This window comes from Arthrobacter sp. Ha26 (assembly GCF_059091705.1).
The window spans coordinates 430945-452625 of sequence record NZ_JBNHGX010000002.1 but is presented as its reverse complement, the minus strand read 5'-3'; the positions used below and the strand labels follow the sequence as shown (position 1 = coordinate 452625).

Genomic DNA, 21681 nt, shown 5'->3' with positions numbered 1-21681 from the left:
TGAATCGGGAGCATGGCTAACTTGGAACCGGTGATCCCGGATGAGCAACCTTTGACCCCTTTTCACGATCTCGACCATTACCTTGCCATTCCGCGGGTGAGCGGGCTGGCTTTGAGCCCTGACGGCAGCAGGCTGGTTACTACCGTGGCCACACTCAATGGCAAGGGCACGGAATTCGCCACGGCGCTGTGGGAACTTGATCCGGCCGGGCAGAAGCAGGCGCGTCGCATCACCCGAAGTGCCAAGGGCGAGGCCGGGGCCGCTTTTGCCGCCAGCGGCGACGTCTACTTCACGTCCGCGCGCCCCGATCCAGAGAGTCCCGAGGGTGAGCCCATCAACGCCCTGTGGCTGCTGCCGGCCGACGGTGGCGAGGCGCGCGTTGTGCTCAACCGCCCCGGTGGTGTGGGCTCGGTGCTGACCGCCAGGAACGCCGACGCAACCTTTGTGGTGGCGGAGGTCCTGGCTGGCTCCAGCGATGAGGATGACGATGCCGAACGCCGCAAAGCGCGCAAGGACAACAAAGTTTCGGCCATCCTGCACAGCGAATATCCGGTGCGGTACTGGGACGCGGACCTCGGGCCCGGCCAGCCGCGGATCTTCGCCGTCGAGCCCGGAAAAGAGCAGGAACCCGGGAAACCCGCCACCGTGGACACCTCGCCCCCTCTGGCACTCCGCAACCTGACGCCCGATGCGGGACCACGGCTGAGGGAGGCGGAAACAGTCGTCAGCCCGGATGGCCGGACCATCTACACGAGCTACACCAGGCCGCTGGCGAAGGCGGACAGCCGCTCCGTCCTGGTGGCTATCGACGTGGCTTCCGGAGTCACCACCGTGCTTCTTGGCCATGAGGGCATGAGCTATTTCCCCGGGCCGGTCAGCCCGGACGGAACCACACTGGTGGTGGTCAGCGAGAATGACAGCACTCCGCACCAGGCTCCCCAGGTCAAGCTCCACCTCCTGGATGTGTCAAAAGGGCTTGGACCGGGGAGTGCGGAGCTGACGCCCTTGGCGCACGACTGGGACCGCTGGGCAAAACCAGCGGCCTGGCTGCCGGACGGTTCCACACTCCTGGTCACAGCTGACGACGACGGCGCGTCGCCGGTTTTCCGGATCAGCGTCCCGTCTGCTGCCGCTGAGGTAAGCGTTGTCAGGGTGACGCACGACGCGGCGACATACAGCGACGTCGTGGTTTCGCCCGAGGGGCGCTACGCCTATGCCCTGCGCAGCTCGTATGAGTTTCCGCCCGAGGCGGTCCGCATAGACCTGCAGACCGGGCAGGCAGCCCGCCTGCCGGCCCCTGCCGAACGGCCTGCCCGCGCCGGCAGGCTGGAACGCATCGCGGCCACGGCAGCTGACGGGTCCCGCGTCCCGGCCTACCTGGCACTGCCTGACGGAGCGTCCGCCGAATCCCCGGCGCCGATGCTCCTGTGGATCCATGGCGGTCCGCTGGCATCCTGGAATGCCTGGACCTGGCGCTGGAACCCCTGGCTGCTCACCGCCCGAGGGTACGCAGTGCTCCTGCCCGATCCGGCGCTGTCCACGGGCTACGGCCAGAACTACATCCAGCGCGGCTGGGGTGCCTGGGGCCAGGCCCCGTTCACCGACCTCATGGCCGTGACTGACGCAGCCGTGGACCGGCCTGACATTGACCCGGAACGCACTGCCGCCATGGGTGGTTCTTTCGGCGGCTACATGGCCAACTGGGTGGCAGGGCAGACGGACAGGTTCAAGGCAATCGTCACCCACGCCAGCCTTTGGGCGCTGGACCAGTTCGGGCCCACCACGGACGCCTCGCAATACTGGCTCAAGGAAATGACCGAAGAGATGGCGCGGGAGAACTCGCCGCACCTGCACGTCGAGAAGATCAGCACCCCGATGCTGGTGATCCACGGAGACAAGGACTACCGCGTCCCCATCGGGGAGGGCCTGCGGCTCTGGTACGAGCTGCTGTCCAAGTCGCAGCTTGCCGCGGACCAGGAAGGACGGACCCCGCACCGGTTCCTGTACTTCCCCGACGAAAACCACTGGGTCCTCCAGCCACAGCACGCAAAGGTCTGGTACGGGGTCATAGAGACTTTCCTGGCCCGGAACGTCCTGGACCAGGATGTGCCTCTTCCTTCCGAGCTCGGACTTTAGTCACCCCCGGCTCCGGGGGTCGCTTTGATCGGCTCCGGCTGGGTCCGGCTCGGAGGCTGGGGCATTTCCAGCGTGCTGCTCGTTCCTCGCTTTGACGCACGCTACATAAATGTCCCAGCCTCCGAGCCTCCTGCCTCGCGTCGCCCTGGGACAGACGTTTAGTCAAGCCTCCGGCGCCTCCTGCCCGGAGTCGTTTGGGCGCATATTGGGTCCAGGACCTTCCGGCCCCTTCAGCTGGGGTTAGGGGGCGTTGACCGTTTGGGGCTCGGTGCCCTTCTTGTTGGGCCTCCTCGCTCCGCGGCCGTGTTTGAAGTGGAAGTAGGCGTAGCAGGCTGCTACGAAGGGGATTCCGAAGTACAGGGCTGTGGCTTGGGTTGGGTCGAAGGCTATGCCGATCAGGGAGATGACGCACAGCACAAACGCGGCGATGGGCAACAACGGGAACAGCGGGGCCCGGTAGGGGAGCGATGCCGGGTCGCCGCCTGAGCGCAGGAAATTCCGGCGATGGAAGAAATGCGCTGCAGTGATGGACATCCAGACGCCGACAGTGGCAAAGCCCGCGACGGACACCAGGACCAGGTAGACGGTGGTTGGTGCCACCACGCTGCTGATCAGCGACGCCAGGCCGCCCAGCATGCTCACGCAGAGGGCAAGCAAGGGGATGCCGCGTTTCGTCAGCTTCTGCAGGGCCTTAGGGGCGTGGCCCTCATCCGCCAGCGAGAAAAGCATCCGTGCGCAGGAAAACAGGCCGCAGTTCCCGGCAGACAAAAGTGCGGTGATGATAACGAAGTTCATGACGTCCGCGGCGTACGGAATGCCGAGCTGCGAGAAGACGGTGACAAAGGGGCTTTGTTCCAGGGACGTTTCCTCGTAAGGCACCGTTCCGGCGATGACAGCGATGGCGCCAACAAAGAAGATCATGAGCCGGATAACGGTGGTCCGCATCGCTTTCGGGATATTGACGGCGGGGTTGGCGGTTTCTCCTGCCGCCACGCCAATGAGTTCAGACCCTGAAAACGCATAGAACACGGCGAGCGTGGTGATCAGGACACCCGTGATTCCGTTGGGAAAGAGGCCCTCCGGTGTGTTGAGGTTCTCGCCCAGGAACGGATAACCGTTCTCGGCCAATGGATGGAAGCCGAGCAGCGCTGCGCCGCCCAGGACAATCAACCCAATGACGGCGGCAACCTTAATGAGGGCGAACCAGAACTCAGATTCACCAAAGACACGGGAAGAAATCGCGTTGAGCGTGAACAGTACGGCAGCAAACACGAGGCACCAAACCCAAACGTCCACCTGCGGGAACCAGCGCTGCATCAAGAGGCCGGCCGCGGTGAACTCCGAGCCCAGGGCCACAGCCCAGCAAAGCCAGTAAAGCCAGGCGGTGGCGAAGCCGGTGGCCGGGCCTATCGACCTGGCTGCGTAGATGTGAAAAGCGCCCGACACCGGGTAGGCCACCGCCAGTTCACCCAGGCAAGCCATCACCATGTACACCACCACGGCGCCGAGGAGGTAAGCGATGATCGCTCCCAGCGGCCCTGCCTGCGCAATGGTGTAACCCGAACTGAGGAACAGGCCGGAGCCGATAACGCCTCCCATGGCGATCATCACCAAGTGACGGGCCTCCATGGACCGTCGAAGGCCCTGCTTCTCGTTCTGCGCCAACGGTTCATCGGTCAGCGTGGGGGAGCCTAAGGCCATTTTTCCTCCGGGTCGGACGGCTGCACCTCTAAGGTGACTTGAGTAACATCGGCAACACTGGTTCTCCGCCACCCACATCCGCAAACCGGGCCGGTTTTGAACTCCTAACTCTTTCCAGTCACCATTGGAAACGGCTCCTGAGCGTAAGCAGAGCTTCAACTTGGCCCCCACATGACGAACAGCAGCTGTCTTAATCCGCGGCCCTTGCAGCAAGCGGCATATGGCGCCGGCGGCGAAAGGGACGGAACCCGGCGAGGTTTCATCGAACTAGGATTGCTCTGTGACTGACTCCTTCCACATCCGCCCTGCCCGCACCAGCGATGTGCCCGCTATCAAGAGACTTGTAGCGCCGCTGGCAGAGCAGCGGATTCTGATGGCCAAGGAGACTGTGGCCTACTACGAAAGCCTGCAGGAGTTCCGCATCGCCGAATCGGCCGACGGCGACGTCATTGGCTGCGGGGCGCTCCACGTGATGTGGGAAGACCTGGCCGAAGTGAGGACTCTGGCTGCTTCGGAGGACTGGCGCGGGCAAGGCGTGGGGCATGTGCTGGTGGAGAGCCTGCTCGAGGAAGCCAAGGACTTGGGCGTCGCCCGCGTTTTCTGCCTCACGTTCGAGGTGGACTTCTTCAAGCGTCATGGCTTCGAGGTGATGGCGGACCAGTCCGCCGTGGATCCCGTGGTGTACTCGGAACTGCTCCGTTCCCATGACGAAGGCGTAGCGGAATTCCTGGACCTGGCGCGGGTAAAGCCCAACACTTTGGGCAACACCCGCATGATTAAGTTTCTCTGACCGAACCGCCTTGCCGGGCACCGCACCGTGCCAACGCAAAACAGCTGTGCACTGGGCTGACCAGCGCTTCCTTTTATTCGATTTGATGGATAAAGTGTCTTTGGCCGGGTTGGGGGCCCAGGGGAAGGGACAGTCATTGGGGGGCTGTCCCTTTTCTGCGCCTACAGGAAGCCGCACCCTACCGCCTCGCCACCAGCCGGTAGTAGGGTCGGAAATGTCATCCTCCAGGAACCACACCAGGAGCAACGCCATGAAAAAGCTCATCAACGATCCAAAGTCGGTGGTTGACGAATCAGTGCAGGGCTTCGGCCAAGCACATTCAGACCTCGTGACCGTCAATTCAGACCCCACTTTCATCACGCGCAAGGATGCGCCGGTAGGTGGGAAAGTGGGCCTCGTCTCGGGCGGCGGCAGCGGGCACGAGCCGCTCCACGCGGGATTCGTGGGCCGCGGCATGCTGGACGCCGCCGTGCCGGGGGCGGTGTTCACTTCGCCCACACCGGACCAGATCCTGCCGGCGACGCTCGCCGTTAACTCGGGAGCCGGCGTCGTGCATATCGTGAAGAACTACACAGGTGACGTCCTGAACTTCGAAACCGCAGCGGAACTGGCTGAAGCGGAAGGAATCAACGTCCGCGCCGTCCTGGTCAATGACGACGTGGCCGTGGAGGATTCGCTGTACACGGCGGGCCGGCGCGGAGTGGGTGGAACAGTGCTGGTGGAGAAAATCGCGGGAGCGGCCGCCGAGCGGGGCGACGACCTGGACGGCGTGGCCGCCATCGGCGAACGGGTCAACAGCAACGTCCGCACCATGGGTGTCGCCCTGACGGCCTGCACCGTTCCCCATGCGGGCTCGCCGAGCTTCGACCTGGCCGAGGACGAAATCGAGATTGGCATCGGGATCCACGGCGAGCCAGGCAGGCACCGGATCCCCATGGAAAACGCGGACGGCATCACGGACAGGCTGCTGGAACCCGTGTTGTCAGACCTGGGGATCGGCTCGGGGGAGAAGGTACTGCTGTTCGTCAACGGCATGGGCGGCACCCCGCTGAGCGAGTTGTACATTGTGTACCGCCGGGCCGCGCAGGTGCTCGCTGACAGGGGCGCCGTCGTCGAGCGTTCCTTGGTGGGCAACTACATCACCGCGCTGGAGATGCAGGGCTGCTCCATCTCGGTGCTGAGGCTGGACGATGAGCTCACTGAGCTGTGGGACGCGCCGGTGCATACGGCAGCACTGCGTTGGGGCGTGTAGCGGTGGTCCTGGATGTGAACTGGACAGTGAAGTGGCTGACGCTGTGCGCGCAGGCTATGGCGGAGCACCGGGTGGAGCTGATCGAGCTGGACCGGGCCATTGGGGATTCCGATCATGGCGAAAACATGGATCGCGGGTTCCAGGCAGTCCTGGACAAACTGGCTGAATCCCCGCCGGAAACCCCGGGTGCTGCGTTGAAGCTCACGGCCATGACGCTGATGTCCAAAGTGGGCGGGGCTGCGGGCCCGTTGTACGGAACGGCATTCCTGCGCGCGGCCACCTCCCTGGGTGACGCAGCCGAGATCGATCCTGCCGCCTGGGCCGGCGCCCTGACCGCGGCCCGGGACGGTATCGTGGCCCGGGGGAAAGCCGAACCGGGGGACAAAACCATGGTGGACGCGTGGACACCGGCGGCTGAAGCAGCCGGCCAGGCGGCCGCCAACGGAAGTTCCGACCCCCTGACAGTGCTGGTGGCTGCGGCCGAGGCGGCTGAAGCGGGGGCGGTAGCCACCGATCCGTTGGTCGCGCGCAAGGGGCGGGCCAGTTACCTGGGGGAGCGTAGCGCCGGGCACCGCGACCCCGGCGCGGCATCCAGCGCATTGATCCTGCGGGCTGCGGCGAAGGCGGCTGCGTGACCGTCAGCATTGTGGTGGTTTCACACAGTGAAAAGATTGCCGACGGCGCCGCGGAACTTGCCGCGCAAATGGCACCTGACGTGGTGATCCTGCCGGCGGGCGGCACCACCGATGGCAGGATAGGCACCAGCCTGGAGAAGGTCTTGGCCGCCCTGGACCAGGTGCCAAACGGCAGCGGTGCGGTGATCCTCACCGATCTGGGATCGGCCGTGATGACCGCGGAATCGGCGCTGGAATTTGTCGAAGACCCCGCCGGCCTGGTGCTCGCGGATGCGCCGCTGGTGGAAGGGCTCGTAGCCGCTGCGGTCGCTGCGCAAGGCGGCGGCGACGTGAAGGCAGTCAAACGGGCCGCGGAGGCAGTCCGCGGCACGGCCAGGACGCCCGACAACCCCGCGGTGCAGGAGGTCGGGGAAGGCTCCGGGTCCCGGCCCGATTTCACCGGGGACTTTGAACTCATAAACCAGGCAGGTATGCATGCGCGGCCGGCCGCGAAGATCGCTGGCGGATTGTCCTCCCTTGATGCCGAAGTCCAGGTGAACGGCGTTGAAGCCACATCCATGACCGCGCTGATGACCTTGGCGGCCGGTAAGGGATCGGTGCTGCACGTCGAAGCCTGGGGTGCCGACGCCGAGCGGGCCGTGAATTACGTGGGCGGGCTGGTGCAGGCCGGATTCGGCGAACCATAGCCCGCCCATCGGTGGTCCCCGATCAGTCCGAATGATGCCACGGCGGTGTGTTCGCAGCCCCGGAAGCCACTCCTGCGAATATGCTCGATGCCATGGAACGGCTCGACCTCGAAGACAACACCCCGGACATCGAAGTGCTCGAGGGGCAAATGTCCGTCGAGGAGCTGCTTGCCGACCTCGGCTTCGAGTGGCTGCCGGATAACGGAGCCGGCAGTAATGGCTCGTCAGGGGAGAACTTCAGCCAGCCCGCCCTGTTCTAGGCTCAGGTCCTTTCATGCAGCCCGGCGGCGTCCAGCAGCACGGACGCGGAAATGAACCTGCCGCACTGCTCTCCGAAGGGGTAGTCGGCCCGGGGCCGGAAATCCAGGGTCCGCACGGGCAGGGGTGATCCGTCCGGCGCAGTTGGGGAAGCGGTCACCGTCATGGGGGATTCCGTCAGGTTTTCCAGGAACAGCGTGGCAACCTTCGTCCCATCGGGGGAGGCAGTGGCTGAGCAGACCCCCTCCGGAGTGCATCCCTGGTCGATCGACGCGCTGCCGGCCCGCAGTTCCACATCTTCTTCCTTGCACTGTCCGTCCTGGCAGGCCTTCAGGTGCAGTTTCTCCACGTGAGGCGCGTAGTCGGCTGTAATGGTGACCGAGACAGCCGTGGCCTGTGCGATGGCCGGGCATGGAACCGCGCCGGGGCCGGGGCCGCAGGCAACGGTGAGTCCCGCCGTCGCCATCAGCGCCAAAAGCAGTCCGCGCTTGCCCATACTTCAGCGTAAGGCCGGGCGGCTTGCCCGCTGTGGTCAACGGTGAAGTGATGCAAACATCGTTATCCGGCCTCCGATTGAACGCGGATCAGCCCAGCGGGAAGATGCCGATGAACCAGAACAGGGCAAGGGCGAACGCTGCGAAGAACGGGATGAGGCACCCCATCGCCATCCGGGGTGCCGACGAAACCTGCAACGATTCGTTGGGATCAGCCGGGTTGTAGGCTACCTCGATCAAGGACCCCGGCACAGGCTTGGCGGCCGAGGAAACATCAGATTCAGCCGCAAACAGGGTGCCGTCCGGGTCCGTGAACTGGTAAGTGGGAAAGAAGCGCCGGCTGCGGGTGGACCCGCCACCGCCGTTGGTCCACCCCGCGATACTGCCCGTGACGGTAGCCTGCACCTTTGGCCAGGCCGCAATGTGCTGCTCGCGGCGCCGCGTTTTGCGCACTGCGCAGACAACGGCGAAGACTGCGGCCACAACAAACAGCGCCCACACAATGTACAGAATGGTTCTCAAGGTTTCCCCCGGTTCTGGTCACCAAGAAGTATGCCATTCCATGTACTTTTTCGCCCGGGCGCCTAAGGCCGGCTTAGGCAGGGAGCCGGTACCCGCCGTCGTGAACTTCGGCGAGGCCGTCGGCAACCAGTCCGGCCAACGCCCGCTCCAACTGTTCAGGGGCGGAGCCGAGCCGGTGCAGGGCCGCCAGCGGTATGCCGATCCCCTCCGGCGCGAAGCCCAGGTCCGCCGGCTCCCGCTGAAAGATCTCTGCCGGGACCGGCGCCTCGGCCACGCGCAGGACCGCCATCATGGCTCCGCGGACCTGGCGGTCCGTGCCGTGCCACGACTGTCCCTTGGGGATGTACGACGGCGGCGGCTCACCTGCAGCCCGCCACGCACAGGAGTCCCGCACCGGGCAGTCACCGCACTTTGGTGCCCGGGCCGTGCAGACCAAGGCACCCAGCTCCATGACCGCAGCATTCCAGCGGACGGAGGTGCCGTCGTCGTCCGGGAGCAACTGGGCGGCGAGCCGCATCTCAGCGGCCGTCAGGGCAGGAGCAGGAAGGGCTGTGCCGGAGACCAGCCTTGCGTGGACGCGCCTGATGTTGGTGTCCACTACGGTTTCACGGCGCCCAAAGGCAAAGGCCGCAACGGCTGCGGCGGTATAACTGCCCACCCCGGGTAACGCCAACAAGTCGGCGTAGTTGTCCGGTACCTTGCCCCCATGATCCTGGACGATCGCAACAGCTGCCGCATGCAGGCGCAGCGCACGGCGCGGATAACCGAGCCTGCCCCAGGAACGCACCGCCTCCCCGGCCGGCTCACCTGCCAGGGCGGTCGGGTTGGGCCAGCGCTTCAGCCATTCGTGCCAGACCGGCAGCACCCGGACCACGGGAGTCTGCTGCAGCATTATTTCACTGACCAGCACACCCCAGGCGGAACAGGCGGTCTCGCGCCACGGCAAGTCCCGGGCAACGGCGGCGAACCAGTTGCTGATTCGGGTGTGCAGCTCCTGCAGTTGCGGTCCAGTGGGGAAACGGGCAGGGGCAGCTGTGGTCAAGGCTTCAGTATTGATCCCAATACTGTAATGGATCCCTTCCGGCAGCCTGAAACAGGAGGGGGAGCGGCCGGTTACGGAATGTGACCAGAGCGATGGGCGTGCCGGCGGCGTGGTGGCCGGGCAGATCCGCGGCCATTCTCTAGCCTAGGAGGATGGGCGGGCAAGGCGATTCAGCATCACGGGGCAAGACGACGGCATCCGGATCCAGCACGGTCCGCAAGCCGAGCCCTGCCGTGTACCGCCGGCGCCGGCTCTTCCTCGGCGCGGCGTTGCTGCTGGTGATCGCACTGGTGATCGGCGGCTTCTCCCTCGCCGGTGCTTTCAGCGGCAAGGAGCAGGTCTCGTCCACCAACCCTGCCCCCGGCGCAACCGCTTCCGCAGACCCCTCCAGCCAGGCATCGCCGTCGTCCTCTGCTCCGGTGCCGACACCCACGCCCACGCCCACGCCAACTCCCACCTGTAACCAGAACCTGGTGACCGTTTCGGCGTCAACGGACAAGGCCGCCTACGGACCCGACGAAAACCCGATGCTGACACTCAAGGTAACCAACGGCGGAACCATGCCGTGCGAGGTCAACATCGGCACCTCCCAGATGGAATTCCTGATCACCAGCGGGGCGGACCGGATTTTCTCATCGAAGGATTGCCAGGCAAAGAGCGAGGACCTCGTGAAGACCATCGCGCCGGGCGCCAGCGAGACAGCCAACTTCCCGTGGTCCCGCAACCGCACGGTCGACGGCTGCCAGTCTGTGGAAGCGAAGCCGGGAGGCGGCGGCGCGTACTACATCTTCACGGCGAAGCTCGGGTCCAAGGCGAGCCCCAAGGCAATTTTTCAGCTGAACTGACGTGGTTAGAGGAAGCGGTCCAGGAGGCTTGCTTCTGCCATCCGGCTGAGGCCTTCACGCACTGTCCGGGCGCGCTGGTCGCCAATGCCGTCCACGGTCATGAGGTCGTCGATGGTGGCCGCCATCAGGAATTGCAGGCCGCCGAAGTGGTCCACGAGGCGGTCCGCAACAGCCTTCGGAACTGCCTTGAGACCCGAGAGCAGGCGGTAGCCGCGTGGCTGCACAACGGCATCCAGGTTTGCCTCTCCGCCGGCAAAACCCACGATGCTGGAGATCTTTCCCAGGTCAATCAGCTCTGTGGGGCCCAGATTAACCAGTTCGGTGACCGCTTTATCGATGTCGTCGGCGGAAGCGTTGGGGCTGGCGTAATCGCGGATGATCACGTCGCTTCCAGGGCCGCGTCCCACTGTGAGTTCATCGAGCTGGAGGGACAGGAGCCTGCCGTCCTCGCCGAGTTCCAGGACGTACTGCGAAATTTCCTCGGAGATGCGGCGGACCATTTCCTGCCGCTGGAGGGTGACGGCGACGTCCCGTACCGTGACCATCGCTTCGATTTCCAGCGCCGACAGTGAGCTGGTGACCTGGTCCAGGCGGGAGCGGTAGCGCTCCAGGGTCGCCAGGGCCTGGTTTGCGCGTGCCAGGACTTTTTCGGATCCCTCCAGCACGTGCCGGAGTCCGTTGACGTAGAGGGCGATGATCTGCATGGACTGGCTGACGGAGATGACGGGCACGCCCGTCTGGATGGCCACGCGTTCGGCGGTGCGGTGACGGGTGCCGGATTCCTGGGTTTCAATGCTGGAATCGGGGACGAGCTGGACAGCGGCGCGGAGGATGTTGCCGGCGTCCTTGTCGCAGATGATGGCGCCGTCCATCTTGGCGAGCTCCCGCAGGCGGGTGGGGGAGAAATCGATGCCGATATCGAACCCGCCCGAGCAGATGGAGTCGATGGTCCGGTCGGAGCCGAGGACGATCAGCGCTCCGGTCCGTCCGCGCAGGATCCGCTCCAGCCCGTCACGGAGGGGTGTTCCGGGTGCCACTCTGGCCAGGGTTGCCCTGAGAGATTCTTCGGGGCTCCGCGCCATAAATGTTCCCTTCAAAGGTGCGGACCGCCGCCCACAAGAATGCCGGCCTACTGCTTCGCCGGCAGGAACTGAAAATGCCCAGTTTCCCGCAAGCTCAATGATAGGGGTAAGAAACTCCAACTTCCGCACGGTGGGGCCCCAAAGTGGGCCATTAGGGGTTGTCGGGAAGTGCGTGAAAAAGTGTCCGACGGCGGGTGTCCGGGCGGGCATTTTGCGGGTCGGCTGCCGCTTGCCAAGCCAGGGACACCACGTTCCTGGCTATTGATTCCGGACCCGGCAAACGACATTGCGGGGGCAGATTCATCGTCTGCTGCCACCCAGACAGTGAAGTGACCTGTAACGGGGGGGTATGACAAGGATCAGCGTGTCCGTTCGCGCAGCATGCGCGCCAGGTCCCGGCTGACTTTCGAGAGCGACGCCGCCCTCAAGGCTTCCTGTTCCGCCACGGTTTGCTTCCTGTTTCCCCTCGGCTCCGGGACGTGCGGCGGCCCGGATGTCAGTGGATCAAAGAAAAGGGTGCCCGAGTACGGTGCGGAGTCCACGGTTTCAGTTCCTCCGGAAGTGGTCTGGGCGAAGCCGGGCGTCCTCATGCGGCCACGGTAGCCCGCACTCATTTCCCGCCTTTGAACGGCTGGTTTCGGCAGCGTTAAACGGGCGCATTGTGATTTGCAGTGCTGCGATAAACTGGAACTTGGCTTTCCGCCAGCCCGTTTCCCGGCCCCATGGCCGCGATGCCCGGTCCCGCAGTGCCTTCAAGGGCGCCTGGGCAGTCCCACCCGCAGCGAAAGTAGCACCGTGTCCCAAGATGTCCTCACCCCCGCCCGGATCTCGGAGATTCACAAAGAGGCCGGCCGGCGCAGGACCTTTGCTGTCATTTCCCACCCCGACGCCGGCAAGTCCACGCTGACAGAGGCGCTTGCGCTGCACGCCAAGGTGATCGGCACCGCCGGGGCATCCAGCGGCAAGGCCAACCGCAAGGAAACGGTCTCGGACTGGATGCAGATGGAGAAGGACCGCGGGATCTCCATCAGCTCCGCCGCGCTGCAGTTCTCCTACCGGGACACCGTGATCAACCTCCTGGACACCCCCGGCCACGCCGACTTCTCCGAGGATACCTACCGCGTGCTCGCCGCCGTCGATTGCGCCGTGATGCTGGTGGACGCCGCCAAGGGCCTGGAAACCCAGACCATGAAGCTGTTCGAGGTCTGCAAGCAGCGCAACCTGCCCATCATCACCGTCATCAACAAGTGGGACCGCCCCGGCCTGGACGCGCTGGCCCTGATGGACGAGATTACCGAGCGCACGGGCCTGCAGCCCATGCCCCTGACCTGGGCCGTGGGCATCTCCGGCGATTTCCGCGGCGTATGGGACCTGCGCAATGACCGCTTTGCCCGGTTCCAGCGCAACAATGCCGGCGCGCAGATCGCCCTCACCGAATACTTCACCCCCGAGGAAGCGGCGGAAAGCCAGGGCAGCAACTGGTCCGACGCCGTGGACGAGGCGGGCCTGGTGATCGAATCGAACCTCGAGTTCGACGTCGAAGCTTTCCACGCCGGCAAGGCCACCCCCATCCTGTTCAGCTCAGCCGCGCTCAACTTCGGCGTCAAGGAGCTGCTGGACGCGCTGGTGGACTTTGCCCCGCCGGCAGCCGCGCGCCCCGACGTCGAGGGAAACCCGAGGGCCGTTGAGTCCCCGTTCTCCGGCTTCGTTTTCAAGGTCCAGGCCGGCATGAACAAGGCCCACCGCGACCATGTGGCCTTCATCCGCGTCTGCTCCGGCGTCTTCGAGCGCGGCATGGTGGTCACGCAGACCCGCACCGGCAAATCGTTCGCCACCAAGTACGCGCAGCAGGTGTTCGGCCGCGAACGCGAAGTCATCGACGAGGCTTACCCCGGCGACGTTGTGGGCCTGGTCAACGCCTCGTCCCTGCGCGTGGGCGACAGCCTGTTCCTCGAGGACCCGGTGGAATACCCTGCCATCCCGCTCTTCGCGCCCGAACACTTCCAGGTTGCCCGCTCCAAGGACCCCAGCAAGTTCAAGCAGTTCCGCCGCGGTATCGAACAGCTTGAACACGAGGGCGTCATCCAGGTGCTTCGCTCCGACGTCCGCGGCGACCAGGCGCCGGTGCTCGCCGCCGTCGGACCCATGCAGTTCGAAGTGGTGGAGGACCGCATGGCGCACGATTTCAGCGCGCCCATGCGGCTGGAACGCCTGCCTTATTCCCTGGCCAGGATCTCGACGGCGGACGCCATGCCTGCGCTGGCCAACGTGATCGGCGCCGAGGTACTTCTGCGGTCCGACGGCGAATACCTCGCCTTGTTCAACGATGTTTGGGCCCTTCGGCGCATCGAAAAGAACCACCCCGACCTCACCCTTGTGCCCATCGGCACCCATAACCCCGCAAAGTAGGGCCGCATGCCTGCACCACAATCCCGCGCGCTGGTCACCGGCGTCGGCACTATCAATCCGCTCGGTTCATCCGTGCCCGAAACCTGGTCAGCCCTGGTGGCCGGCAAGTCCGGCATCGCCCCGCTCGAGGCCGAGTGGGCGGAGCAGCTGCCGGTGAGGATGGCCGGGCAGGTCGCGGCCGACCTCTCCGGGCACCTCAGCACCCGCGAGATGAAGCGCATGGACCGCTGCGGGCAGCTGGCACTCATCGCGGCGCGGGAAGCCTGGAAGCAGGCCGGCGCCCCGGAGGTCGATCCCGAGCGCTTCGCTGTGGTAATCGGCTCCGCCTACGGCGGGCTCGGCTCAACCTTGGAACAGGACCGGACCCTTGCTGCATCCGGCCCGCGGAAAGTCTCCCCGCACACCCTCACCCGGCTTATGGTCAACGGTCCCGCGGCCTGGGTGTCCATTGACCTGGGCGCCCGCGGCGGCGCGCGCACCCCGGTCAGCGCCTGCGCTTCGGGGGCTGAGGCGATTGTCCAGGCAGTCGAGATGATCCGCTCCGGTGCTGCCGACGTCGTTATTGCCGGCGGCGTGGACGCCTCGGTCAACGATCTGGTGATCACCGGCTTCTCCCAGATCCGTGCCCTGTCCACCCGCAACGACGATCCGCAGCGGGCATCGCGGCCGTTCGACGGCGGCCGCGACGGTTTTGTGCTCGCAGAAGGCGCCGGGGTGGTGGTGCTTGAAAGCGAAGAGCACGCCCGCGCCCGCGGCGCGGCAGTGCTGGGTGCAGTGGCGGGCGGAGCGGTGACGTCCGATGCCAACGACATCGTGGCCGCCGATCCAGCCATGCAGCGGCGTGTGATGCAGAAGGCACTGGAATCGGCCGGACTGGCTGCGGACGACATCGGCTTCGTGCATGCCCACGCCACCTCCACACCTGTTGGCGACCGGCTCGAGGGACAGGCCATCAATGCCATCTTTGGCCCCGGCATCCCGGTGACGTCCACCAAGGGCCATACCGGACACCTTCTGGGAGGTGCCGGCGCGCTGGCTGCCGTCGTGGTGGTGGAAGCCCTTCGCACAGGAATGCTGCCGGGGACGCTCAATGTCGAGTCGCTGGACCCCGAGGTGGAGCTTAACGTCGTCACCGAAGACGTCCGCCAGCTTCAGACGGAGAATGCTCCGGCCGGCCTGGTGAACGCCTTCGGTTTCGGCGGGCACAGCGTTGCCCTGGTGATCACGGCGGCTTAGCCGCTTGGTTCGGGACAGTTTGGGCGCGATCTGCGCCACGCACCTACGCCCGGCTTGGAACCTGTTCTTCCACGCTGACTTCCTGGGCGGCCGGCGCAGCGTCGCTTTCGGTGCGGCGTTCCTTCAGGAAGTACACCAGCCCTGCGGCAATGGTGGAAGCGGCAGCCAGGGCGAACAGTCCAGGGATGACGCTTCCGGTCTGTTCCTTGATGATGCCGAAGCCGAACGGCGCCACGAATCCGCCCAGGTTTCCCAGCGAGTTGATGATCGCAATGGCCGGCGCCAAAACCAGCGGATGCAGCCCGGACTGCGGGATGGTCCAGAACAGCGGTGAAGCGCTCTTGAAGCCCATGGCAGCGATGGCCAGGAACACCAGCGCCATTACGGGTGACGCGATCGCTGCCGCGAAGGTGCCGATTGCAGCGACGAGGAGTGCGGCCACCAGCAGCGGCCGCTTGGACTTGGCCTTGTCCTGCCACTTGGCCGCAAAGTACATGGCGAACACCGCGCAGATCCACGGGATTGAGGACAGGAAACCGACCGTGAGGTCCGTGGTGCCGGGAATCTGTTTGATGATGCTCGGGAGCCAGAACGTGTTGGCGTAAATGGACAGCTGGACCGAGAAGTAGATGCCGCAGAGCAGCAGGATCTGCGGGTTCAGGAGCATCTTCCAGCGGTTGATCTTTCCACCGTCGGCCGTGGCGTGCTGGGCGTCTTCATCGGCAATGGCCCGGGTCAGTGCGTTCTTTTCGGAGCCGGTCAGCCACGTTGCGTCATTGATTTTGGCGTCCAGGAGGAAAAACACGGTGATGCCCACAACAATTGACAGGGCGCCTTCGAAGCCGAAGAGCCATTGCCAGCCGCGCAGGCCGAGGGCGCCCTGGAGGCTGAGCAGCATCCCTGCGATGGGTCCGGAAATGGCGGCGGCAACCGACGAACCGGCGATAAAGACTGCCGTGGCCTTGCCGCGCTGGCCCGCGGGTACCCAGCGGGCGAAGTAGAAAATGACGGCCGGGAAGAAGCCGGCTTCAGCGGCACCCAGCAGGAAACGCAGGACGTAGAACATGGTTTCGTTCTGCACGAAGGCCATCATGAATGAAACGGCACCCCAGCTGATCATGATCCTTGTAAGCCAGACCTTGGCCCCGTACTTCTCCATCATTACGTTGCTGGGAAGTTCAAAAATGGCGTAGGCGATGAAGAACAGTCCGGCGCCGAAGCCGTAAGCGGCCGCGCCAATGCCTACGTCGGCCTGGAGGTGGTCCTGGGCATAGCCGATGTTTGACCGGTTCAGCTGGTTGCAGACCAGCATGACCAGCATGACGGGCAGCACCCGCTTGAAGAACTTTTTCGTGGCCGAGGCCACGTCCGCGACAGCGTTGTCCACAGACATCATTGAATGTTTCCTTTGGGGGTTTAGATAACGCAGGCCGGCTGCCGGCACAGGGGAGTAGTGGGGCCGGTCACAGCGACCCCACTACTTTACCGGACAGCCGCCGCGGGCAGCTGCTTGGGGACAGTTGCCGGTGAACGGGGTTTAGCGGACCAGGCAGGGCCGTTTCGGGTCGAAGGACCAGCCGTCGATGTAGTACTGCATGCCGATGCTGTCGTCCCTGGCGTCGAGGCCGTGCTCCAGGTACAGCTGGTGGGCTTTGTCCAGGGCGTCGCGGTCCAGTTCGATGCCCAGGCCCGGGGCGGCCGGAACCTCGATGGCGCCGCCCTTGATCTGCAGCGGTTCCTTGGTGAGGCCCTGGCCGTCCTGCCAGATCCAGTGCGTGTCCAGGGCCGTAATCTCGCCAGGGGCCGCGGCACCGGTATGCGTGAACATGGCCAGCGAGATGTCGAAGTGGTTGTTCGAGTGCGAGCCCCAGGTGAGGCCGAACTCGTGGCACATCTGGGCTACCCGGACCGAGCCGTGCATGGTCCAGAAGTGCGGATCGGCGAGCGGAATGTCCACGGCGTTGCTGCGGATAGCGTGCGACATCTCGCGCCAGTCCGTGGCGATCATATTCGTTGCAGTCTTCAGCCCGGTGGCCCGGCGGAACTCGGCCATCACCTCGCGGCCGGAGAACCGGCCCTCGGCGCCGCAGGGGTCCTCGGCGTAGGCAACGACGCCCTGCATCCGCTTGCCCAGCCGAATGGCTTCGTCCAGGAGCCAGCCGCCGTTGGGGTCCAGCGTAACCCGGGCCTCGGGGAAGCGCTTGGCCAGCGCGGTGACAACGTCCACTTCGTCGTCCCCGGAAAGCACACCGCCCTTGAGCTTGAAGTCGCTGAAGCCATAGCGCTCCTGTGCCGCTTCTGCCAGCGCGACGACGGCTTCCGGAGTCATTGCCTCCTGCCGGCGGAGCTTCTCCCAGCGGTCAGCAGGGGCGTCCTCCACGAGGTAGGGCAGGTTGGTACGGGCGTGGTCGCCGACGAAGAACAGGTAGCCCAGCATCGGCACGGATGTCCGCTGCTGCCCGTCGCCGAGCAGTTCCGCAACGGGAACACCCAGGAATTGTCCGTGCAGGTCCAGCAGTGCTGATTCGACGGCCGTGACGGCGTGCACCGTGGTGCGCAGGTCGAAGGTCTGCAGGCCCCGGCCGCCGGCGTCGCGGTCGGCAAACTCAGACGCAACCTCGCGCAGGAGCGAGCGGTAGCGGGCCACCGGCTTGCCGTTGATCAGCGCGCCGGCCTCTTCGATGGTGGTGCGGATCTTCTCGCCGCCGGGGACCTCGCCGAGGCCGGTGCGGCCGTCAGAATCGGTAATGATCACCACGTTGCGTGTGAAGAAGGGGCCGTGCGCACCGCTGAGGTTCATCAGCATGCTGTCATGGCCTGCAACCGGCACTACTTCAATGGCGGCAATGGTGGGCTGGGCGCTCATGCTCCCACCTCGGCCTTCTCCGCAGCCGCGACCACTTCGCCGTCGATCCGCCGGTTCAGGTGCCAGGGGTTGCCGTCCTGCAGTGCTTCCGGGAGCAGTTCCTGGGGGAGGTTCTGGTAGGCGACGGGACGCAGGAAGCGGTTGATGGCGAGGGTTCCCACGGAGGTGGTGCGGGAGTCGGAAGTGGCGGGGAAGGGGCCGCCGTGGACCATGGCGTGGCCTACTTCGACGCCGGTGGGCCAGCCGTTGACGATGATGCGGCCCACCTTCTGCTCGAGGACGGGAAGCAGGCGTGCCGCCGTCGGGTAGTCCTCTTCGGTGAGCTGCAGCGAGGCGGTGAGCTGGCCCTCAATGCGGCGTGTTGCCGTGAGGAGGTCCTCAACGGTCCTGTAGCGGATCACCAGGGATGCGGCGCCGAAGATTTCCTCGTGCAGGACGTGGTTGCTGGTGAATTCGGTGACGCCGGTACCAAAGATCGTGGGTGCGGGTGCATTTTCCGTGGGGCCGGGGGTGCCCTGGCCGATGAGCTGGACTCCCTCTGCGCCGCCGAGGTTTTCGGTGCCCGCGTTCCAGGACTTGGCAATGCCTTCGGTGAGCATGGTCTGGCCGGCACAGGCGGAGACGGCGCGGCCGACGGCGGCTGCCAGTTTGTCGCCTGCATCGCCTTCGGGGGCGAAGAGCAGGCCGGGGGAGGTGCAGAGCTGGCCGGAGCTGCCCGTGACGGCGGTGACGTACTGCTGCGCGAGGGCATCAATTTGTTCGACGTCACCCTTGAGGGCGCCTTCGAAGACGAAGACCGGGTTCAGCGATGACATTTCCGCGTAGACAGGGATGGGTTCGGGGCGGGCCGCGGCGGTGCGCATCAGGGCGATGCCGGCGGCCTGGGAGCCGGTGAAGCCGACGGCCTTGATGGCGGGGTCGGCCACGAGCGCCTGGCCGATGCTGGCACCCGGTCCGTAGATCAGGGAGAAAACGCCCGGGTGCAGGCCTGCGTCCTGGACGGCCTTGGTGATGGCGTGGCCGACGAGTTCGCTGGTGCCGGGGTGGGCGTTGTGTGCCTTGAATACCACCGGGCAACCGGCGGCGAGGGCAGAGGCGGTGTCACCCCCGGCGGTGGAGAAGGCCAGCGGGAAGTTGCTGGCGCCGAACACGGCCACGGGGCCGAGCGGGATTTGGCGCTGGCGGATGTCTGCGCGGGGCAGCGGAGCGCGGTCCGGGATTGCAGGGTCGATGCGGACGCCGCGGAAGTCGCCCTGCCGGACGACGGCGGCGAACAGGCGAAGCTGGCCGGTGGTGCGGGCGCGTTCGCCCTGGATCCGGGCGGCGGGCAGGCCGGTTTCGGTGCTGGCGCGGATGATGAGCTCCTCGCCAATTGCCTCGATGTTGTCCGCGATGGCTTCAAGGAAGCCTGCGTGGGTCTCGGGGTCAAGGGCGCTGAAGGACGGGAATGCCTCGGCTGCAGCGGCGGTGGCGGCCTTGAGCTGCTCCTCGGTGAGCAGCGTGTAGGTGGGCTCGAGGGCTTCGTTGGTGGCCGGGTTAAGGCCGAAAGTAGTCTTGCCATCGCCCACAACGGGCTGCCCGGCAATAAGTGAGTGTCCTGTAAGGGTCACGGTGGTTCCTCCTAGTAAGGGTGGATCAGGAGTTGGTTGATCAGGAACGGTGGATCAGGAGACGGTGGCGATGAGTGCCTTGAGGTCTGCCAGGTCCTGCTCGGCCAGGTTCTGCAGCGGCGGGCGCACGGGACCGGCGGACCGGCCGATGGCGTCAAGGCCGGCCTTGACGATGGATACGGAATAACCTTTTACGCGGTCCCGGATGTCCAGGTAAGGAATTACGAAGTCGTTGAGCTTTTTGTTGACGGCAACGCGGTCCTGGTTGCGGACGTCCTGGTAGAAGTCCAGGGCGAACTGCGGCACGAAGTTGTACATGGCGCTGGAGTAGGTGCTCATGCCGAGCTGCAGCAGCGGCAGGGCGAAGGTTTCCGCGGTGGGCAGGCCGCCGAGGTAGAAGAGCCGGTCGCCGAGCTTGGCGTAGACGCGGGCATCGTGTTCGAGGTCGCCCACACCGTCCTTGAACCCGATCAGGTTCTCGTGCCGTTCGGCCAGGGTGGCAACCGTGGTGTCCTTGTAGATGGCGTTGGCGCGGTTGTAGATGATGACGCCCAAGGACGTGGCGGCGCACACGGCGCTGACGTGCTCCGTCAAACCGGCCTGGTCGGCTTCGGTGAGGTACGGGGGCAGCAGGAGGATGCCCTCGGCGCCGGCTGCTTCGGCAGCCTTGGCGTTTTCGATGGCCTGGGCGGTGGATCCGCCGGCGGAGGCAAGTACGGGAACCTGGCCGCCCACCTCTTCGACGGCGGTGCGGACCACCCGCTCTGATTCCGCCGGGGTCAGCGAAAAGCCTTCGCCCGTACCGCCGGCAGCGAACAGGCCCGCCACCGGGAAGCTGGCCTGCCACGCCAGGTGCTTGCGGTAGTTCTCCTCGTCGAACTGCAGCTCGGCGTCGAATGACGTGACGGGGAAGGACAGCAGGCCTTCCTTGAGAGTGTCCGCCAGTTCCTGGGGTGAGTACTTTGCCACGGTGTGGTCCTCCGGTATGTGCGCCGCGGGCGGCGGGATGATGATTCCTTCCCAGACTAGGAGCGCGGCTGATGCCTGTCTAAGTGCATTTTTGTATGTATTGATACCTTCAGGGCATTGCGAGATTACTCCATGGAGAACTCGAGGTCGCGCAGGAGGCGTGCCAGCGCGGGGTTGGTGATCCTGCGGTTCCAGATGGCGTGCAGTTCCACCTGCTCGCTGTCGCCGACTCCCAGCGACAGAAACTCCACGCCCTTCACGCCAAGCAACGTGGCGGAGTGGGGTACGAACGCAAGCCCGCGGTTTGCCGATACCAGCGAGACCATGGTGAGGATCTGGCTGACGGTGTGCACCACGTTGGTGTGCCGGATCGGCAGCATGCGCACCACCAGGTCGTAGAAATACCGGGCTTGCGTGGGCGAGTGCATGATCAGGGGCTCGTCCTTGAAGTCCTCCGGAACGATGTCCCGCCCCAGGAGGGTCAAGGGGTGGCCGGAAGGGGAGGCGAGCACCAGTGACTCCCGGTACAGCAGGTGGGAATCGAAGGTTTCCTTGTCGAAAGGCGGCCGGGCCAGCCCAAGGTCCAGCTCGCCGGTCAGCAACCGGCTGATCTGGTCGCCCGTCACCAGTTCCTGCAGGTCGATGTCCACGTCCGGGATGATTCCGGAAAGTTCTTCGAGGAGCGGTCCCAGGATGCTGAATCCGCTGGCCGCCGTGAAGCCGACGCGCAGGACGCCCGAGCGGCCCGAGGCGATGCGCCGTGCGGTCAGGGGTGCGCGCTCCGCGAGTGCCATGAGGCGCCGCGCCTCTTCCAGGAAGGTCTGGCCGGCCGGCGTCAGCTGGACTTTGCGGTTGTCGCGCTCCAGGAGCTCGGCGCCGATGATCTTCTCGAGTTTCTGGATCTGCCGGCTCAGCGGTGGCTGGGTCATGTTCAGGCGCTCGGCTGCCCGCCCGAAATGCAGTTCCTCGGCGACGGCGATGAATCCGGCCAATTGGTCAAAAGTAAAAATGATGCCCTCCGGGTATCAAGCAATGCTGTTTTGGGCTTAGACAAGCATCATAGCGGCTCCCTAAACTCGACACAGCGAAGCCGGGGTGACCCGCTTCACACATCTTTCAGGGCTTTTTCGTCCCGCTCTGCCACCTAG

At 65.3% G+C, this 21681-nt stretch carries 20 protein-coding genes; 9 read left to right on the top strand and 11 right to left on the bottom strand.

Going from position 1 to position 21681, the window contains the following annotated elements; translation table 11 throughout:
* Positions 1-12 precede the first annotated feature (12 nt).
* Entirely contained in the window at positions 13-2136 is a 2124-nt protein-coding gene (locus tag AC5RVY_RS07665) for a S9 family peptidase (RefSeq protein ID WP_493954098.1), read from the top strand.
* A gap of 240 nt (positions 2137-2376) precedes the next feature.
* On the opposite strand, the gene AC5RVY_RS07660 is transcribed toward AC5RVY_RS07665, so the two are convergent.
* Positions 2377-3837, bottom strand: a complete 1461-nt coding sequence (locus AC5RVY_RS07660) for an amino acid permease (protein WP_493954097.1) — start codon at positions 3835-3837, stop codon at positions 2377-2379.
* Between the two features lie 280 nt (positions 3838-4117).
* Here AC5RVY_RS07660 and AC5RVY_RS07655 point away from each other — a divergent pair, with 280 nt between their 5' ends.
* The 5 genes from AC5RVY_RS07655 (at position 4118) to AC5RVY_RS07635 (ending at position 7460) form a co-directional block, all read left to right on the top strand.
* Positions 4118-4627 carry an amino-acid N-acetyltransferase gene (locus AC5RVY_RS07655; RefSeq protein ID WP_493954096.1) on the top strand — a complete coding sequence of 170 codons (510 nt, stop codon included), beginning with the start codon at positions 4118-4120 and terminating at the stop codon, positions 4625-4627.
* A 250-nt stretch (positions 4628-4877) separates the two neighbouring features.
* A complete protein-coding gene (gene dhaK / locus AC5RVY_RS07650; RefSeq protein ID WP_493954095.1) occupies positions 4878-5879 on the top strand; it encodes a dihydroxyacetone kinase subunit DhaK in 1002 nt (333 codons plus the stop codon).
* A 2-nt stretch (positions 5880-5881) separates the two neighbouring features.
* On the top strand, positions 5882-6514 hold the full coding sequence (gene dhaL, locus AC5RVY_RS07645; RefSeq protein ID WP_493954094.1) for a dihydroxyacetone kinase subunit DhaL: 633 nt from the start codon (positions 5882-5884) through the stop codon (positions 6512-6514).
* Positions 6511-7200, top strand: a complete 690-nt coding sequence (gene dhaM / locus AC5RVY_RS07640) for a dihydroxyacetone kinase phosphoryl donor subunit DhaM (RefSeq protein WP_493954093.1) — start codon at positions 6511-6513, stop codon at positions 7198-7200. The genes dhaL and dhaM overlap by 4 nt, the downstream gene beginning before the upstream one ends.
* A 47-nt stretch (positions 7201-7247) precedes the next feature.
* Complete coding sequence (locus tag AC5RVY_RS07635; RefSeq protein WP_493954092.1) at positions 7248-7460, top strand: hypothetical protein; 213 nt, start codon at positions 7248-7250, stop codon at positions 7458-7460.
* 2 nt (positions 7461-7462) lie between these two features.
* Here AC5RVY_RS07635 and AC5RVY_RS07630 read toward each other — a convergent pair whose 3' ends face one another.
* The 3 genes from AC5RVY_RS07630 to AC5RVY_RS07620 all read right to left on the bottom strand — a co-directional run bounded on the left by AC5RVY_RS07630 (position 7463) and on the right by AC5RVY_RS07620 (position 9474).
* A complete protein-coding gene (locus AC5RVY_RS07630) occupies positions 7463-7954 on the bottom strand; it encodes a hypothetical protein (protein ID WP_493954091.1) in 492 nt (163 codons plus the stop codon).
* Positions 7955-8042: 88 nt separating this feature from the next.
* Positions 8043-8474 (bottom strand): DUF3592 domain-containing protein, encoded by a 432-nt coding sequence (locus AC5RVY_RS07625; RefSeq protein ID WP_493954090.1) that lies wholly within the window; start codon positions 8472-8474, stop codon positions 8043-8045.
* A 73-nt stretch (positions 8475-8547) separates the two neighbouring features.
* Positions 8548-9474 (bottom strand): HhH-GPD family protein, encoded by a 927-nt coding sequence (locus AC5RVY_RS07620; RefSeq protein WP_493954276.1) that lies wholly within the window; start codon positions 9472-9474, stop codon positions 8548-8550.
* Between the two features lie 194 nt (positions 9475-9668).
* On the opposite strand from AC5RVY_RS07620, the gene AC5RVY_RS07615 reads away from it, so the two are divergent.
* The gene (locus AC5RVY_RS07615; protein WP_493954089.1) at positions 9669-10361 is read left to right on the top strand and encodes a hypothetical protein; all 693 of its coding nucleotides are present in this window, start codon (positions 9669-9671) and stop codon (positions 10359-10361) included.
* Between the two features lie 5 nt (positions 10362-10366).
* Here AC5RVY_RS07615 and disA read toward each other — a convergent pair whose 3' ends face one another.
* The gene (gene disA, locus AC5RVY_RS07610) at positions 10367-11443 is read right to left on the bottom strand and encodes a DNA integrity scanning diadenylate cyclase DisA (protein ID WP_493954088.1); all 1077 of its coding nucleotides are present in this window, start codon (positions 11441-11443) and stop codon (positions 10367-10369) included.
* A gap of 359 nt (positions 11444-11802) precedes the next feature.
* Entirely contained in the window at positions 11803-12033 is a 231-nt protein-coding gene (locus AC5RVY_RS07605) for a hypothetical protein (RefSeq protein ID WP_493954087.1), read from the bottom strand.
* A 205-nt stretch (positions 12034-12238) separates the two neighbouring features.
* On the opposite strand from AC5RVY_RS07605, the gene AC5RVY_RS07600 reads away from it, so the two are divergent.
* Together AC5RVY_RS07600 and AC5RVY_RS07595 are read left to right on the top strand one after the other, a co-directional pair.
* Complete coding sequence (locus AC5RVY_RS07600) at positions 12239-13852, top strand: peptide chain release factor 3 (protein WP_493954086.1); 1614 nt, start codon at positions 12239-12241, stop codon at positions 13850-13852.
* Between the two features lie 6 nt (positions 13853-13858).
* Positions 13859-15088, top strand: coding sequence for a beta-ketoacyl-[acyl-carrier-protein] synthase family protein (locus tag AC5RVY_RS07595; RefSeq protein WP_493954085.1), 1230 nt, complete (start codon positions 13859-13861; stop codon positions 15086-15088).
* Positions 15089-15131: 43 nt separating this feature from the next.
* On the opposite strand, the gene AC5RVY_RS07590 is transcribed toward AC5RVY_RS07595, so the two are convergent.
* The 5 genes from AC5RVY_RS07590 to AC5RVY_RS07570 all read right to left on the bottom strand — a co-directional run bounded on the left by AC5RVY_RS07590 (position 15132) and on the right by AC5RVY_RS07570 (position 21543).
* Entirely contained in the window at positions 15132-16484 is a 1353-nt protein-coding gene (locus AC5RVY_RS07590; protein WP_493954084.1) for an MFS transporter, read from the bottom strand.
* A gap of 141 nt (positions 16485-16625) precedes the next feature.
* Positions 16626-17954 carry an enolase C-terminal domain-like protein gene (locus tag AC5RVY_RS07585; RefSeq protein ID WP_493954083.1) on the bottom strand — a complete coding sequence of 443 codons (1329 nt, stop codon included), beginning with the start codon at positions 17952-17954 and terminating at the stop codon, positions 16626-16628.
* Positions 17951-19564, bottom strand: coding sequence for an aldehyde dehydrogenase (NADP(+)) (locus AC5RVY_RS07580; protein ID WP_493954082.1), 1614 nt, complete (start codon positions 19562-19564; stop codon positions 17951-17953). Before AC5RVY_RS07580 ends, AC5RVY_RS07585 begins: the two co-directional genes overlap by 4 nt.
* Before the next feature lie 54 nt (positions 19565-19618).
* The gene (gene kdgD / locus AC5RVY_RS07575) at positions 19619-20533 is read right to left on the bottom strand and encodes a 5-dehydro-4-deoxyglucarate dehydratase (RefSeq protein ID WP_493954081.1); all 915 of its coding nucleotides are present in this window, start codon (positions 20531-20533) and stop codon (positions 19619-19621) included.
* Positions 20534-20658: 125 nt separating this feature from the next.
* The gene (locus AC5RVY_RS07570; protein ID WP_493954275.1) at positions 20659-21543 is read right to left on the bottom strand and encodes a LysR family transcriptional regulator; all 885 of its coding nucleotides are present in this window, start codon (positions 21541-21543) and stop codon (positions 20659-20661) included.
* Positions 21544-21681: the final 138 nt, after the last annotated feature.